Consider the following 13629-nt stretch of genomic DNA (forward strand, 5'->3'; position numbering starts at 1 on the left):
AAGACGGTGCCGGTGGCCCCACCGCGCTGAGACGAGACCACGGGCACGCACCCGCACGCGCCCACACCACCGCCCCGAAAACCGTTCGACGCTCAAGCAGTCACCCGGCACCATAGGACGCATGGTCCGGCAAGCCCTCCCCGCGCCTTCGTCCGCAGCCGCGGACGCGCCGAAGGCTGCCGCCGACTTCCTCGCGGCCATCGCCGCAGCCACCGACGGCGCCCGAAGCTGACCCTCCCCGGATCGTCCGGCGGACCCCGCAGGGGGAGGGCGGCCTGGCCCAGGGGTCCTCACGGCGCCACGCCGCCGTCCTCACCGCATCGTCCTCACCGCATTGTTGCGAGCAAGAACACCTGCGAGGAAGAACGCCCCATGCCCAAGACGGCATACGTACGTACCAAGCCACACCTGAACATCGGCACCATCGGCCACGTCGGCCACGGCAAGACCACCCTGACCGCCGCCATCACCAAGGTCCTCAACGAGCGGGGCACCGGCACTTTCGTGCCCGTCAGCCGGATCGACCGGACCCCCGAAGAGGCCGCCCGCGGCATCTCCATTCACCTCTCGCACGTCGAGTACGAGACCGGCACCCGCCACTACGCCCACGTCGATATGCCAGGCCACGCCGACTTCATCAAGAACATGGTGACCGGCGCCGCACAACTCGACGGCGCGATCCTCGTCCTCTCCGCGCTCGACGGGATCATGCCGCAGACCGCTGAACATGTACTGCTCGCCCGACACGTCGGCGTACGCCACATCGTCGTGGCCCTCAACAAGGCCGACGCCGGTGACCCGGGTCTCACCGACCTGGTCGAACGGGAAGTACGCGAACTGCTCACCGCACACGGCTACAACGGGGAGCGTGTGCCCGTCGCACGGGTCTCGGGGCTGCGCGCCCTGGAAGGAGACCCACGCTGGACAGATGCCATCGGGGCGCTGCTCGACGCCGTCGACACCTACGTCCCCACGCCCGAACGGTACGTCGACGCACCCTTACTGCTGCCCGTCGAGAACGTGCTGACCCTCACCGGGCGTGGCACCGTCGTCACCGGCACCGTCGAGCGCGGCACGGTACGGGTCGGCGACCGGGTCGCGGCGCTCGGTGCTGGTGACGAGACCACGGTCACTGGCCTGGAGACCTTTGGCAAACCCATGGAGTCCGCCGTCGCCGGTGACAGCGTCGCGCTGCTGCTGCGCGGCATGCACCGCGACCAGGTGCGGCGCGGACACGTGATCGCCGCACCCGGCCACGTCACCCCGAGACGCCGCTTCACCGCCGAGGTCTGTCTGCTCTCCGCTGAGGAAGGCGGCCGCCGTACACCGGTGTTCACCGGCTACCGCCCGCAGTTCCACGTCCGTACCGCAGACGTGGCCGGCGACCTCGACCTCGGCGAGCACGGCATCGCCCACCCCGGCGAGACGGTGACGGCCTCGGCCGCCCTGGGCCGAGCCATAACACTGGAACCGGGACTCGGCTTCGCCATCCGCGAGGGCGGCCGCACCGTCGGCGTCGGAACGGTACGCACCGTTGACGCATGAGCGAGAAGAACGAGTGAGCAGCGCAACTCCGCATCCGTGGCCACCCAACCCGGACATAGCTGCTTATCTCGGACGTTGCCACCCATAGCGGACTCTGAGCCCGCGCCGGACCCTGCACCCATGCCGGACCCTGCGCCCGCGCCGGACCCTGCGCCCGCACTGGACCACCCTGCAGCTGGATTCACCGGCACAATGGGACGGTGGACCAAGCACCCAATCCGACCCCCAACACCGGCACACCCAACTCCCGGATACCCGTCACCCCGTCCCGGATGCCCGCCGCAGGGCCCGAGGAGGCCGGCGCTGCTGTGGGCGACCGGGACCGCGGCAGCGCCGGGGCCGAACCGATCCCCGTTACCCGGGCCGTGGACAGCGGCACGGCCAAGCTCCTGCCGGACCTCGACCGGCGCTGGGCCTGGCTGCTCACCGTGGACGGCGCACCCCAGTCGTATGTCGACCTCGACGCTCCCACGCATCTCGAATTCGAGTATGTGCAACGCCTCGCCCACGTCCTGGACGAGATGACCTCCCCGGATCAGCCGCTCGACGTGCTGCACCTCGGGGGAGGTGCGCTGACCCTGCCGCGCTACCTGGCCGCTACCCGCCCGCGCTCCCGGCAGACCGTCATCGAAGCGGACCGTGGACTGCTCGCTCTGGTGGCGGAGCAGCTCCCGCTTCCTGGCGACTGCGGCATCACGGTGCGTGCGCAGGACGCTCGTACGGCCCTGGAGGGCGCGCCGGCTGGCAGCGTGGACGTCATCCTGGCCGATGTCTTCGGCGGCGCGCGGGTGCCGGCGCATCTCACGTCGGTCGAGTACGCGCGGGCGGCTGCCCGGGTGCTGCGCGCGGACGGATGGTATGCGGCGAACCTGGCGGACAGTGCACCGTTCGGCTTCCTGCGTCATCAACTCGCCAACTTCGCCACGGTCTTCGAGCATCTCGCGCTGATCGCCGAGCCCTCCGTGCTGCGGGGCCGCCGCTTCGGCAACGCCGTGCTGCTCGCCTCGCGCACCGAACTCCCCGTCGCGGAGCTGGCCCGGCGGGCGGCTGGTGATGCCTTCCCGGCGCGGGTGGAGCACGGTGCGGCGCTGCGGCGGCTGGTCGGGGACGCGGAGCCCGTACGGGACGCCGACGCGGTGGCCTCACCGGAGCCACCGGAAGGTGCGTTCAGCGTGGGCTAGACAGTGGGCTGGGCAAGCGCGGGCTGGGCGTTGTCAGCGTGGGCAGGCGTGGGGTTGTCGGCGTGGGCTGGGTGTGGGTTCGGCTCGGTGCGGGTGGCTGGGTGTGGGCCGTGCGCGCCTCCTTTGTTTCCCGGCAACGGTTACGGAGAGTTTTTCATTCCCCATTCTTTATTACGGTGGGTGATTTTTCGAGAGGGTCGGTCGGTGTGTCACTCGGAGGGGTGGCGGGGGTGCCGCCCGGAGGTGCGGGGAGGGGCCGGGGTGGGGTGGTCGCGTCCGGGGTGCGGCGGGTGAGGCGTCGGATGTCGGGCACGCAGAGGACTGCCGCGGTCAGGAGGGTGATCAGCGCCGCGCAGCCCCACAGGGCGGCGGTGCGGCCGATGAGGTCCTGTACGGGCCCGGCCAGAGCGGTGGCCACCGGGACCATGGCCAGGGAGCCGAACCAGTCGTAGGAGGAGACCCGGGAGAACTTCTCCTCGGGGATCTCCTGGTGCAGTGCCATCATCCACGTCACCGAGAAGATCTCGACGGTGATTCCGGTGCCGAACATGATCGCGGTGAGTCCGGCCGCCGGCAGCGGCACGGCGAGTGCGGCGGACGGCAGGGCGAGCGGGAAGACGCAGAGGGCGCCGGTCAGCAGGAGGCGCCGGGGCTGGTAACGGGTCATCAGCAGGGCGCCGCCCACCGTGCCCGCGCCGAAGGCGGCCAGGGCGAGTCCCCATGGCCCGGCGCCGCCCAGATGCTGCTCGGCGACGAGTGGTCCGTAGACCGACTCTGCTGCCGATATCAGCCCGTTGACCAGGGCGAACTGCACCACCACCGCCCACAGCCAGGTCCGGGAGGCGACTTCCCGCCAGCCGTCACGCAGGTCGTGCAGCAGGCCGCCGCCTGGTGTACGGGCCGGCACCTCGCTGACGTCGAGGAAAGCGCGGAGCGCTCCCGCAAGGGCGAACGAGGCGGCGTCGACGGCGAGTACCCAGCCGGGGCCGGCCGCGGCGACCAGCGCGCCGCCGAGGGCCGCGCCGCCGATGTTCGCGCCGTTCATCCCCATACGGAACACCGCGAAGGCGCGGCCCGACTGCTCGCCGGAGACGCTGGCGAGCACCATGCCCTCGGCGGCCGGTGCGAAGAACGCCTGCCCGGTGCCGCCGAGCGCGGCGAGCACCGCCATGTGCCACAGTCGCGGCTCGCCGGTGAGCACGAGCAGCGCGAAGAGGCCCTGGGAGGCGCAGTTGAGGGCGTTCGCGGCGACCATCACGCGGTGTCGGGGGAGCCGGTCGGCGACCGTGCCGCCGATGAGGAGGAACAGGACGAGCGGGATCGTACGGGCGGCGGCGACCAGTCCGACATCGGTCGCGGTGCCACCGGAGGCGAGGACCGCGAAGGCGGTAGCGATCAACGCGCCTGAGTTGCCCAGGCCGGCGATCACGGTGGCGCCGGTGAGCAGCAGATAGTTGCGCCCCGCCCAACTGGGGCGGGCCATCACCATGCAGGTACCCGGCGTACCCGGCGTGTGCGGTGTGCGCGGGGTGACTGCGACGGGTGCCGCGTCGGCCTGTCCCCGTTGTGCTGGTGTCCTGGCTGCATGGGCGTCAACGATATGCGGGGTACGGAGCGGACAGCGCCGCGTCGGGGAGGTTGTGGGGGTGGGAGTGGGGGTGCCGCTTCGGCTCGGGCTGTGGGGTTGCGGAGGTGTGGGGGTGTGGGGCGTGGGGTCCTGTGTGCGGGGCGTGCTCCTCTCCCTGTCCTCGTTCTCCTCGGTCCTCGCTCTCCTCGCCGGTTGGCTCTTCACACCTAAGCTACTGCTAGGTAACATATCCTCATGTCCTCTGAGACCCTGCCGTCGATCGGCGAGATGATGTCGGCGTCCGTGCCGATGGTCCGCACTCTGCACCTCGAGTTCACCGAGACCACCGCCGAGCGCGCCGTGGTCCGCATGCCCGACCAGTCCGACTTCCACAACCATGTCGGTGGACCGCACGCCGGCGCCATGTTCACGCTCGCCGAGTCCGCGAGCGGGGCGATAGTGATGACGGCCTTCGGCAACCAGCTGGGCCGCGCTGTGCCGCTGGCCGTGCGCGCCGAGATCGGCTACAAGAAGCTCGCCATGGGGCCGGTCACGGCCACTGCGGAGCTGGGTCGGCCGGTGGCGGACGTGATAGCCGAGCTCGATGCCGGTGAGCGGCCGGAATTCCCGGTGCATGTCGTGATCACCCGCGAGGACGGCGCGGTGACCGGAGAGATGAGCATCGTGTGGACGCTGCGCCCCAATGCTGCGCCGCAATAACGCCGTATGACCGATGCCGCCCGTGGGGATCGCCGGCCCCACGGGCCGGGTGGCGAGGTCCGTGGGAGCCGTTGCCGGCCTGCGGAATGCCGGAATGTCGCATACCGCACACGGATTCGGACCTCGGGCGGGACCATCGAGTACGCTGCCCGGGCGCGCTGCGGTGCGCCAAGGGGATCGACGGCACCGGCGTCAAGGACGCCGGGCAGCGGCTCGCGGGGGCCGTATACCAGCGGAGGAAACGGCGTTGCACATCCAGGAGTGGCTCGAGACCGTACCGGCCGTGAGCGTCTACCTCCTGGTGGGGGTGGTCATCGGACTGGAGAGCCTGGGCATTCCGTTGCCCGGTGAGATCGTCCTGGTCAGTGCGGCGATCCTCGCCGCGACCCAGGATCACATCGACCCGTTCGTGCTGGGGACCTGCGCCTCCGTCGGTGCGATCGTCGGTGACTCGATCGGCTACCTGATCGGCCGCAAGGGCGGCAAGCCCCTGCTGGCCTGGGCCGGCCGGAAGTTCCCCAAGCACTTCGGCCCCGACCATGTCGCCATGGCCGAGGAGAAGTTCGAGAAGTGGGGAATGTGGGCGGTCTTCTTCGGACGCTTCATTGCGCTGCTGCGTATCTTCGCCGGACCGCTCTCGGGTGTGCTGAAGATGCCGTACTGGAAGTTCCTGATCGCGAACGTCCTCGGTGGCATCATCTGGGCCGGTGGTACGACCGCGCTGATCTACAGCGTGGGCTTGGTTGCCGATGCCTGGCTCAAGCGCTTCCAGTGGCTTGGTCTGGGCGCCGCCGTGCTGTTCGGCATCGGCTCGTTCCTGATCATGAAGCACCGGGCGAAGAAGGCGGCAGCCGCACGTGAGGCCAAGCAGGCCCCGGTCGGCGCGACGGTCGACTGACCGCGTCCGGTTGCCCATCGGCTCGTCGGCGCGTCCGTCGGCGCGTTCATCAGTGCGTCTGCCTCGGTGGCCTGCCCCCGGCTTTGTGGGCCGTCCCCGGTCGTCGTGATCGTCTGCTGCGGTCTCAGGGCATCAGCCAGATGTCCGGTCCGCCGTCGCGCCACTCGACGACGCCGGTGTCGTCCCAGACGAACTCCGTGGTGCAGAAGCCGGCCCGGCGCAGGATCGCGGCCACTTCACCGGGGCGGTGTGCCCGGCCCAGATCCTGTCCGTAGAGCGTCACACGGCGTCCGCCGGTGGACGGCGGATGCACGATGACGGGGGCACGCTTCATGCCCCCAGCATGGAGTCGGCCCGCCTGCCGCGCATCCTGAGAGACGCCGCGGTATCACCCTGCGTGCCCACCGGAACGCGGCTACGAGCCGGCCCTCGTCCGTGAGAAGGACGACTGTTCCCGGAGACCGGGGCCGCCTCGCTCCCACCAGGGGACGTCATCGTCGGGGTCCGGCACCGGGGCTCCGCCGCGTACCTGACGGCGCAGAGCCTCGAGCATGGTGCGGGCCCCGGTGATGAACAGCGGGTCACCCACGAGTTCCTTGGCCATCAGTGCCTTGCGGCAGGCCTGCAGCGCGCGGGCCGGCTCTCCATGGGCGCGTTCGATGAGGGCGTGCGCGTACAGGATCGTCGAGTACAGCCAGAAATCCCCGTCCGAGTGCCGGGCCTCCCAGGCGTTGCGGGCCGCCGCCGTCGCCCGCTCCGCGTCGAGTGGTGCCAGGGCGACGGCGAGCAGCGCCCAGCTGTGCGCGGGCCCCGGACCGAACCAGGGATCCCGGGAGCGGTGCCGGACGGCCTCCTCCAGGCACGCCACGGCCGCCGTGGTGTCCTCGCGGAAGAGTGCCTGCACGCCGTGCGCGTGCGCGATACGGGCCAGCCCGTCGGAGTCCGCGTGCATCACGGCCGCCGCCCACGCCTGGCCCAGTAGCCTCTCCGCGTCGTCCGGTGCCCGTTCCTGGGCCGCCAGATAGCCGGCCAGCCACAGCGCCCGGGCCCGTAGCGCGGTGTCCTCCCGGGAGAGCATCAGCAGGCGTTCCAGATGCGCCCGCCCCTCGTGGCGGAAGCCGCAGGCCGCCCAGTGGAACCACAGCGAGACCGCGATCTCCAGTGCGCTGAGCGCGTCCTCGGCATCCTGCGGGGGATGGGTCAGCGCCGTGTCGAGGTTGTGCTGTTCGTCCTCCACCAGGCGCACGGCGACCTGCTGGTTCGGGCCCTGCCACGCGATCTGTGCCTCGGCCGCGAGCGCCGCGCAGGCCTGCCGGAACCGCCGGAGCGCCGCGGACTCCTCGCCGGCGTCGCGCAGCTGGGTCCGCCCGAAGTCGCGGGCGGCACGGGGCAGTCGGTAGCGTGCGGGCAGGGCGGCCCCGGTGTCCTGGTGCACGCTGCCCGCGTCCCGTACGCGTTCGACGACCGAGGCGCCGGACAGCCGCTCCAGCGCGCCGTCCACCACTGCGGCAGGAACGTCACCGCCGGCACACACGCACCCGGCCAGCCAGGGATCGAAATCGCCGGGAAGCACCGAGAGCCTCGCCCACACCCGGCGGTCGGCAGGCGAGCAGAGGGCGTAGCCCGCGGCGTGCGCGGCGTAGAGCGAGGTGTGCCGTACGCTCGCCCCCGGCCCTGAGCAGAACAGTGCACCGTCCGCGCCCACCCGGGCCGCGAGCTGCGGCAATGTCATCCGGTCCAGCTGGTGCGCGGCCAGCGTGATCGCCAGCGGGGAGCCTTCCAGCGCCTGGCACACCGCGACCAGGAGTTCCGGCGCGGCGGGCCCGGTCCGCGCGGCCAGCAGCTCGACGGCCGGGCCTGCGATCCCCTCGCCCAGCGTCACCGGGAGCGGCGCGAGCCGGACGACCCGTTCCTCGGCCAGCCCCAGCGGACGCCGCGCGGTCACCATGATCCGGATCTCCGGCTCGGCCAGCAGCAGCCGCACCAACTGGGCGCATTCGTCCAGCACGGGATCGCAGTCGTCCAGCAGCACGGTCGCACGGTGCTGCCGGCAGTACGAGGTGAGTGCGTCGACCGCCGTGACCGACGTACCTGCCGTACGGGGAGCGCCCGCCGGGGAGCCCGCGCCGCCCGCCCGGCCGTGCGCCGGTGCGCTGACGCAGGGGTGCGCCGTACGCCGGGCCAGCGCCCGCGCCACGTCCCGGCGGGCGGCCTGCGGCAGCTCCGCCGCCCGGAGCAGAGCCTGGGTCACACCGCCCTGGGCCAGGCCGTCCCAGCAGGCGACCCGGAGCACGGTGCCGCCGTACCGGGCGGTGTGCTCCTCCAGGACGGCACGGGCCAGCGCGCTCTTGCCCACTCCGGCGGCTCCGGTGAGCGTCACCAGCCCAGCGCCGCTCAGCAGCCCGGACACCTGCTCGTGTTCAACGGCCCGTCCCACTACGCCGGGCAGTGGCCCGCGATCGGCCCACGCGGTCATCGGTCATCCCCAACCACGGCATAGCGCCGCGCCCTTCCGATTTGGGAATCAACCATGCCAGAACCGGCCCTTGGGCAAACAGGGGGCGTCCGTATCGAACGAGGGAAACCGGGTCTGCGCACTTGACGTAGGGTTCGCCTCCGTAGTGGCCGGAGGGCTGACCGGCAGGTCACGGGGGCAGGGGTCGGCATCGGCGGTGTTCCGGCCGATCTTAAAGTGATGTCTTTCGACCGGAACCGGCGGTGGCGGGGTGCCTGCCCGCGGCCGGCCCAAGGACCCGAGGAGAACGTCCGATGAAGTGCCTGCGCGTGGGTGCTGCGGTGAGTGCGGTGGCCCTGGGGCTGCTGGCCGGATGCGGAAGCACGGATGTCATCGACGCCTCGGGTGTGCCGCGGCTGCGGGCGTCGCACGCCGCCGACTCGGCCGACGGCAAAGCGCGGACGGTGCCGCCCCGCGGACCGCGCTCCACCTTCCTCCCGTACCGTACGACCGGCGATGACGGAACCCAGGTCGTCAGGACGAGGTGGCACGGCCGGAAGTCCGGCTTCACCGGGAACATATGGGCCTGGGTGCCGCCGCAGTACCACCAGCCGGAGTACGCCAGGAGCGGCTTCCCGGTGCTGATCGCCCTGCCCGGTTCCTACGGCTATCCCTCCAACTACTGGGCCGGGGCGCAGATCGCGCTGGAGGAGCGCATCGCGGAGTGGTCGGAGCAGGGCAAGACGCTGCCGTTCATCGTGGTGATGCCGGTGCTCAACCCTGCCAAGAAGTACCACGACGGCAGTGACATCCCGGGGCGGCCGAAGATGGGCACCTGGCTGACCGAGGACGTGCCGGAGTTCGCGCGCGCCAACTTCCGTACGTACAGCAGCCGCGACGGCTGGGCCTTCATGGGGTCCTCGTCCGGCGGCTTCGCGGCGCTGAAGGCCGTGCTCACCTATCCGACGAGGTTCAAGGCCGCGATCGTCAACGGCCCGGATACGGTGCCGGATTCGCCGATGTGGCGGGGGCACCCGGACGAGATGCGCGCCAACGACCCGCGCCACCTGGCGCGGCTGCTGGCCGCGCGGCAGGGCCCGCAGGTTCATCTGGCCTTCGAACTCGGCGGCCGGGAAAAGGCGGTGCCCGATGTGAAGCGATTCATCCGGGACTACACCGGCGGGCCGATCCGCACCACGCTCTTCGAGATACCGGACGGCGGGCACAGCGCACACACCTATATGCGGCGGATGGCCGACTCGCTGCACTGGATCAGCGAGCAGATGCGGGGCCCCGTGCCGTCAGCGTGATGCCCCGTGGCCCGTGTGGGCGCCTGTGGCCCGGGCCGTCGGGAAGCCCGGGCCGGGGATCTCCCGTGTGGGGCGAAGATCACAGTTCGTCGCACGGCCGGGCGGGCGGCGGGCCGATTACGGTGTGCGGGTGCCGATAGACCAGAACGCGTTCTCATCCGTCGCGGCCTGGCGGCGCCGGGCCGTGTCGCGGGCCGTCCACCGCGGTGCGCGCTGGGTGAGAGCGGCCGGGGCCGTCACCGCCGAGCGTCCGGGCCCGTACCGCTTCCGCCGGATCGGCACCGGTACCCGGCTCGCGTTTCCGCAGGGCACCGTTTTCGGCGACCCGTGGATCGAGATCGGCGACCACTGCGTCATCGGCACGGACGTGACGCTGACGGCGGGGATGATGCCGGACCTCGACCTGGGACCGGAGCCGATCCTCACGCTGGGGAACGGTGTGGTGCTCGGCCGCGGCAGCCATGTGATCGCGGATGTCCGGCTGACGATCGGCGATGACTGCTTCTTCGGTCCCGGTGTCTACCTCACCACCACCAATCACAGTTACGACGATCCCGAGGTGCCGGTCGGCAAGCAGTGGCCGCGCAGTGAACCGGTCGCCATCGGCTCCGGCAGCTGGATCGGCACCGGGGCGGTGATCCTGCCCGGTGCGCGGCTGGGCCGGAACGCGGTGGTCGCGGCCGGGGCCGTGGTCCGGGGCGAGGTCCCCGACCACGCGGTGGCGGCCGGCGCACCCGCCAGGATCGTGCGCCGCTGGGATTCCCGGCACGGTTGGCAGCCGCCGCTGCGTACGCCGACGCCGGTGCCGATCCCCGAGGACGTCACGCCGGCGCAGCTGCGCGCGCTGGGGGAGTGGCACGGGACGGGCGCCGGGGACGCCTAGGGCCCTTCTGGCGCCGCGGAGATCCGTCAGAAGGGCCCTGGCCAGGGCCTGTGCCGGAAGTGCCGTCGTCCGCCTGCCTGGCGCAGGTCCATGGAGAGCGGCAGGGAGTGCTCGGCGAAGCCCAGGCTGCGGTACAGCGCCTCGGCGCCGTCCGAGGCATGCAGATCGACCCGGCTGACGCCCCGCTCGGCGAACCAGCCGAGGAGGGCCTCGGTCGTGGCCCGTGCATAGCCGCGCCCCCGATAGCGCGGGTCCGTGCAGACGTTGAAGACGAACCCGAAACGGCCCGAGGGGTGGCCCGGTGCCGGCAGCCGCTCCTCGACCGTACCGACGGCGCAGGCCGCGAGATGCGGGGTGCCGGTCCCGTCACCCGTCACCACGAACGCGCCCAGCCGGGGATCCGGACCGGTCAGCAGCCGACGCGCCATCGCCTCCGCGTCCCTTTCCCAACTCCCCGGAGAATCCTGGCCGTTCATCTCGCGGAACATCAGCCGGCGCAGCCGGACGAGCTCGGCGGCGTCGTCGGGAACGGCGGACCGTGTCATGATCACGTACGGAATCACGTACGGACGCTAGCGCACCTCGCGCTCAGCCCCAACGGTCCCTACGGGGTATCCCGGTCCATGGACACTTTGCTCATCGTGCGGGGCCGAGCCGGGGTATCTCGATGGCCGGGCAGCGGTCCATGACCATCGTGAGGCCGGCGGCGCGGGTGCGCCGGCAGGCGGCGTCGTCCCTGACGCCGAGCTGGAACCAGACGGCCTCGGCGCCGATGCCGACGGCCTCGTCGGCGGCGGCTCCGGCGAGCTCGCTGCGCACGAAGACGTCGACGACGTCCACCTGGAAGGGGATGGCGCCGAGGGAGGGATAGCCCGCTTCCCCGTGCACGGACTCGGCCTTCGGGTGCACGGGGACGATCCGCTTGCCGTAGCGCCGCAGCACCTCGGCGACGCCGTACGCCGCGCGCCGCCGGTTCGAGGACAGCCCCACGACCGCCCAGGTGTCGCCGAGCTCGGTGAGAATCCGGCGGATGGCCGCCTGGTCGTCGTGCATGGGGGCCTCCTGAGGTCTGTGGTCCCGCTTCAGGACAACAGGCGGTCGGGTTCATTGATTCCTCCCTCCCCCTGTCTTTTCCTCGTCCTTTCCTCCTCCCCGCAACATGAACGCCCCGCCCGAAGGGGAAGGCGGGCGGGGCGGGTCCGAGGGGGTGGTGGGGTCAGGGGGAGGTGCGGGCCGCTCCGGTGGCGGCGAGGCCGGCACCGACGACCGTGGTGCCGTTCGCGGCGCGGGCGGGTTTGCCGATGGCCCGGCCGTTGGAGCCGACGGGTTCGGGGGCCCCGGCCCCGGTACCCGGGCGCAGCGGGCCGGCCGCGGCCGTGTCCCGGGACTCGCCATGGGCCCCGGCGGGGGCCTCGGCGGAGGTCTCGTGCGGGGGTTCGGCGGTGTCGGCCAGCAGGGCGCGCAGCTCCTCGGTGTCCACCAGCATGCTCACCGGGCCGGTGGGGTTCAGGTACAGCGCATGGCCCGGCGGCAGCTGGCCGACGACCTCGGCCACCGGACGGCGGTCGTAGAGGAGCCGGCCCACGGATTCGAGGTGGCTCTGCGAGGTGTAGACCGGGATCACGGGGGTGCCCTCGGGCGACGCGGCGGCCAGCGGGGTGCCGGTCGCGGTGACCAGCACCGCGACCTCGGCGCGCGCCAGCGCTTCGGAGACGTCCCGCCCGGGGCCGTAACCCGTCGCGGCGAGCTGCAGTGCGCGGTCGACCGCGTCGGTCGGCTCCGGCCAGTCCAGCATCTGCGGCGACGGACGGTACTCCGGGTTGTCCCGCCACTCCTCGATCTCACCCGTCGGGCCGGACCGCCACTGGCCGATCAGCGCCCAGAGCGGCGGCGGTCCCTCGCCCTGCCAGGTCAGGTCCACCATGGCCAGCCAGTGGTCGGGCGCATTGCGTGCCGCCTCGATGACCTCGGGCGGGGGCTCGGGCATGTCCTCGCCCGTCACGGGTTCGCCCGCCGTCATCGCCGACTGTGTGCTCTCTTCCATGCAGCCCTCCGCCAACCCGCCGTTCCATTGGTGCGTGTCCGAGCGGGGCCCCGGAAACACGAGGCACTCGCACTGGCCTCACAGTGCCCACGGGCGGCGCGGACGTCGCCCCGACGCACCGAGCGGCCGGGCCGGGTACGCCGCCTGGCCGTGCGGACTGCGCCCGTACGGCGGACCCCCGCGCCCGCACGGCGGACACCCCAGCGCGGCGCGGGCACCACCGCCGGCCGGTGAGGGCATGTCACAGGGGCGGCATAGGCTGGTGCGATGCAGGATCAGTACCGGACGCTCGCGCACGAGGGTGTCCATGAGATCGAGATCAACAAGTCCCGCTTCATCTGTGCGCTCGCGCCGGTCGCGACCGAGGCGGAGGCTCAGGACTTCATCGCGCGGATCCGCAAGGAGCACCCCGCCGCCCGGCACCACTGCTGGGCGTATGTCCTCGGGGCGGACGGCGGGGTCCAGAAGGCCAGCGACGACGGCGAGCCGGGCGGCACCGCGGGCGTGCCGATGCTGCAGATGCTGGTGCGCCGTGAGATGCGCTATGTGGTCGCCGTCGTCACCCGCTACTTCGGCGGTGTCAAGCTCGGCGCCGGTGGTCTGATCCGGGCGTACGGCGGGGTCGTCGGCGAGGCGCTGGACGTACTGGGGACGGTCACCCGGCAGCGCTTCCGGCTGGTCACGGTCACCGTGGACCACCAGCGTGCGGGCCGGGTCGAGAACGACCTGCGGGCGACGGGGCGGTCGGTACGCGAGGTGACGTACGGCGCGGAGGTGCGGATCGAGATCGGGCTGCCGGAGGCGGATCTCGACGCCTTCCGCGCCTGGCTCGCGGACGCGACGGCCGGAACGGCGCGGCTGGAGCAGGGCGGGGAGGCGTACGGCGAGATCTGAGGGGACGCGAGATCTGGGGGACGTGTGCGGCGAGATCTGCCGGTCCGCGGGAGCGCGCGGGCACGGCCGAGCGGGAGCGGTCGAGCGGGAGTGGTCGTCCGGAGCGGAGTGGGTGGATGACGGAAATGGGCA

General features: G+C 72.0%; 13 protein-coding genes. 7 read left to right on the forward strand and 6 right to left on the reverse strand.

What is annotated here, in order from left to right:
- Window positions 1-372: 372 nt before the first annotated feature.
- Both ACFY12_RS11135 and ACFY12_RS11140 read left to right on the forward strand, forming a co-directional pair.
- Window positions 373-1545 carry an elongation factor Tu gene (locus ACFY12_RS11135; protein ID WP_390715483.1) on the forward strand — a complete coding sequence of 391 codons (1173 nt, stop codon included), beginning with the start codon at window positions 373-375 and terminating at the stop codon, window positions 1543-1545.
- A 200-nt stretch (window positions 1546-1745) separates the two neighbouring features.
- Complete coding sequence (locus tag ACFY12_RS11140) at window positions 1746-2726, forward strand: spermidine synthase (RefSeq protein ID WP_390715484.1); 981 nt, start codon at window positions 1746-1748, stop codon at window positions 2724-2726.
- 154 nt (window positions 2727-2880) lie between these two features.
- Here ACFY12_RS11140 and ACFY12_RS11145 read toward each other — a convergent pair whose 3' ends face one another.
- Window positions 2881-4215, reverse strand: a complete 1335-nt coding sequence (locus ACFY12_RS11145; RefSeq protein ID WP_390715485.1) for an MFS transporter — start codon at window positions 4213-4215, stop codon at window positions 2881-2883.
- 333 nt (window positions 4216-4548) lie between these two features.
- On the opposite strand from ACFY12_RS11145, the gene ACFY12_RS11150 reads away from it, so the two are divergent.
- Complete coding sequence (locus ACFY12_RS11150; protein WP_390715486.1) at window positions 4549-5013, forward strand: DUF4442 domain-containing protein; 465 nt, start codon at window positions 4549-4551, stop codon at window positions 5011-5013.
- A 247-nt stretch (window positions 5014-5260) separates the two neighbouring features.
- Entirely contained in the window at window positions 5261-5911 is a 651-nt protein-coding gene (locus ACFY12_RS11155) for a DedA family protein (protein WP_390715487.1), read from the forward strand.
- Window positions 5912-6035: 124 nt separating this feature from the next.
- Here ACFY12_RS11155 and ACFY12_RS11160 read toward each other — a convergent pair whose 3' ends face one another.
- A complete protein-coding gene (locus ACFY12_RS11160) occupies window positions 6036-6245 on the reverse strand; it encodes a hypothetical protein (RefSeq protein ID WP_390715488.1) in 210 nt (69 codons plus the stop codon).
- An 81-nt stretch (window positions 6246-6326) separates the two neighbouring features.
- Window positions 6327-8387, reverse strand: a complete 2061-nt coding sequence (locus ACFY12_RS11165) for an ATP-binding protein (protein ID WP_390715489.1) — start codon at window positions 8385-8387, stop codon at window positions 6327-6329.
- Between the two features lie 293 nt (window positions 8388-8680).
- On the opposite strand from ACFY12_RS11165, the gene ACFY12_RS11170 reads away from it, so the two are divergent.
- Both ACFY12_RS11170 and ACFY12_RS11175 read left to right on the forward strand, forming a co-directional pair.
- Entirely contained in the window at window positions 8681-9676 is a 996-nt protein-coding gene (locus ACFY12_RS11170) for an alpha/beta hydrolase (protein ID WP_390715490.1), read from the forward strand.
- A gap of 124 nt (window positions 9677-9800) precedes the next feature.
- Window positions 9801-10559, forward strand: coding sequence for an acyltransferase (locus ACFY12_RS11175; protein ID WP_390715707.1), 759 nt, complete (start codon window positions 9801-9803; stop codon window positions 10557-10559).
- 26 nt (window positions 10560-10585) lie between these two features.
- Here ACFY12_RS11175 and ACFY12_RS11180 read toward each other — a convergent pair whose 3' ends face one another.
- The 3 genes from ACFY12_RS11180 to ACFY12_RS11190 form a co-directional block, all read right to left on the reverse strand.
- Window positions 10586-11104 (reverse strand): GNAT family N-acetyltransferase, encoded by a 519-nt coding sequence (locus tag ACFY12_RS11180; RefSeq protein ID WP_390715491.1) that lies wholly within the window; start codon window positions 11102-11104, stop codon window positions 10586-10588.
- Between the two features lie 91 nt (window positions 11105-11195).
- Complete coding sequence (locus ACFY12_RS11185) at window positions 11196-11612, reverse strand: CoA-binding protein (RefSeq protein ID WP_390715492.1); 417 nt, start codon at window positions 11610-11612, stop codon at window positions 11196-11198.
- A gap of 163 nt (window positions 11613-11775) precedes the next feature.
- Entirely contained in the window at window positions 11776-12603 is an 828-nt protein-coding gene (locus ACFY12_RS11190; protein ID WP_390715493.1) for a type VII secretion system-associated protein, read from the reverse strand.
- Between the two features lie 267 nt (window positions 12604-12870).
- Between ACFY12_RS11190 and ACFY12_RS11195 the strand changes: the two genes are divergently transcribed.
- Window positions 12871-13497 carry a YigZ family protein gene (locus ACFY12_RS11195; protein WP_390715494.1) on the forward strand — a complete coding sequence of 209 codons (627 nt, stop codon included), beginning with the start codon at window positions 12871-12873 and terminating at the stop codon, window positions 13495-13497.
- Window positions 13498-13629: the final 132 nt, after the last annotated feature.

Origin of the sequence: Streptomyces sp. NPDC001339, from assembly GCF_042895955.1 — a bacterium.
Lineage (GTDB): Bacteria > Actinomycetota > Actinomycetes > Streptomycetales > Streptomycetaceae > Streptomyces.

What these genes read in the sequence shown, in the direction of transcription:
- ACFY12_RS11135 (WP_390715483.1), top strand. Translation starts at nt 373, where the DNA reads ATGCCCAAGACGGCATACGTACGTACCAAGCCACACCTGAACATCGGC.
- ACFY12_RS11145 (WP_390715485.1), bottom strand. Translation starts at nt 4,215, where the DNA reads ATGGTGATGGCCCGCCCCAGTTGGGCGGGGCGCAACTATCTGCTGCTC.
- ACFY12_RS11150 (WP_390715486.1), top strand. Translation starts at nt 4,549, where the DNA reads ATGTCCTCTGAGACCCTGCCGTCGATCGGCGAGATGATGTCGGCGTCC.
- ACFY12_RS11160 (WP_390715488.1), bottom strand. Translation starts at nt 6,245, where the DNA reads ATGAAGCGTGCCCCCGTCATCGTGCATCCGCCGTCCACCGGCGGACGC.
- ACFY12_RS11165 (WP_390715489.1), bottom strand. Translation starts at nt 8,387, where the DNA reads ATGACCGCGTGGGCCGATCGCGGGCCACTGCCCGGCGTAGTGGGACGG.
- ACFY12_RS11170 (WP_390715490.1), top strand. Translation starts at nt 8,681, where the DNA reads ATGAAGTGCCTGCGCGTGGGTGCTGCGGTGAGTGCGGTGGCCCTGGGG.
- ACFY12_RS11180 (WP_390715491.1), bottom strand. Translation starts at nt 11,104, where the DNA reads ATGACACGGTCCGCCGTTCCCGACGACGCCGCCGAGCTCGTCCGGCTG.
- ACFY12_RS11185 (WP_390715492.1), bottom strand. Translation starts at nt 11,612, where the DNA reads ATGCACGACGACCAGGCGGCCATCCGCCGGATTCTCACCGAGCTCGGC.
- ACFY12_RS11190 (WP_390715493.1), bottom strand. Translation starts at nt 12,603, where the DNA reads ATGGAAGAGAGCACACAGTCGGCGATGACGGCGGGCGAACCCGTGACG.
- ACFY12_RS11195 (WP_390715494.1), top strand. Translation starts at nt 12,871, where the DNA reads ATGCAGGATCAGTACCGGACGCTCGCGCACGAGGGTGTCCATGAGATC.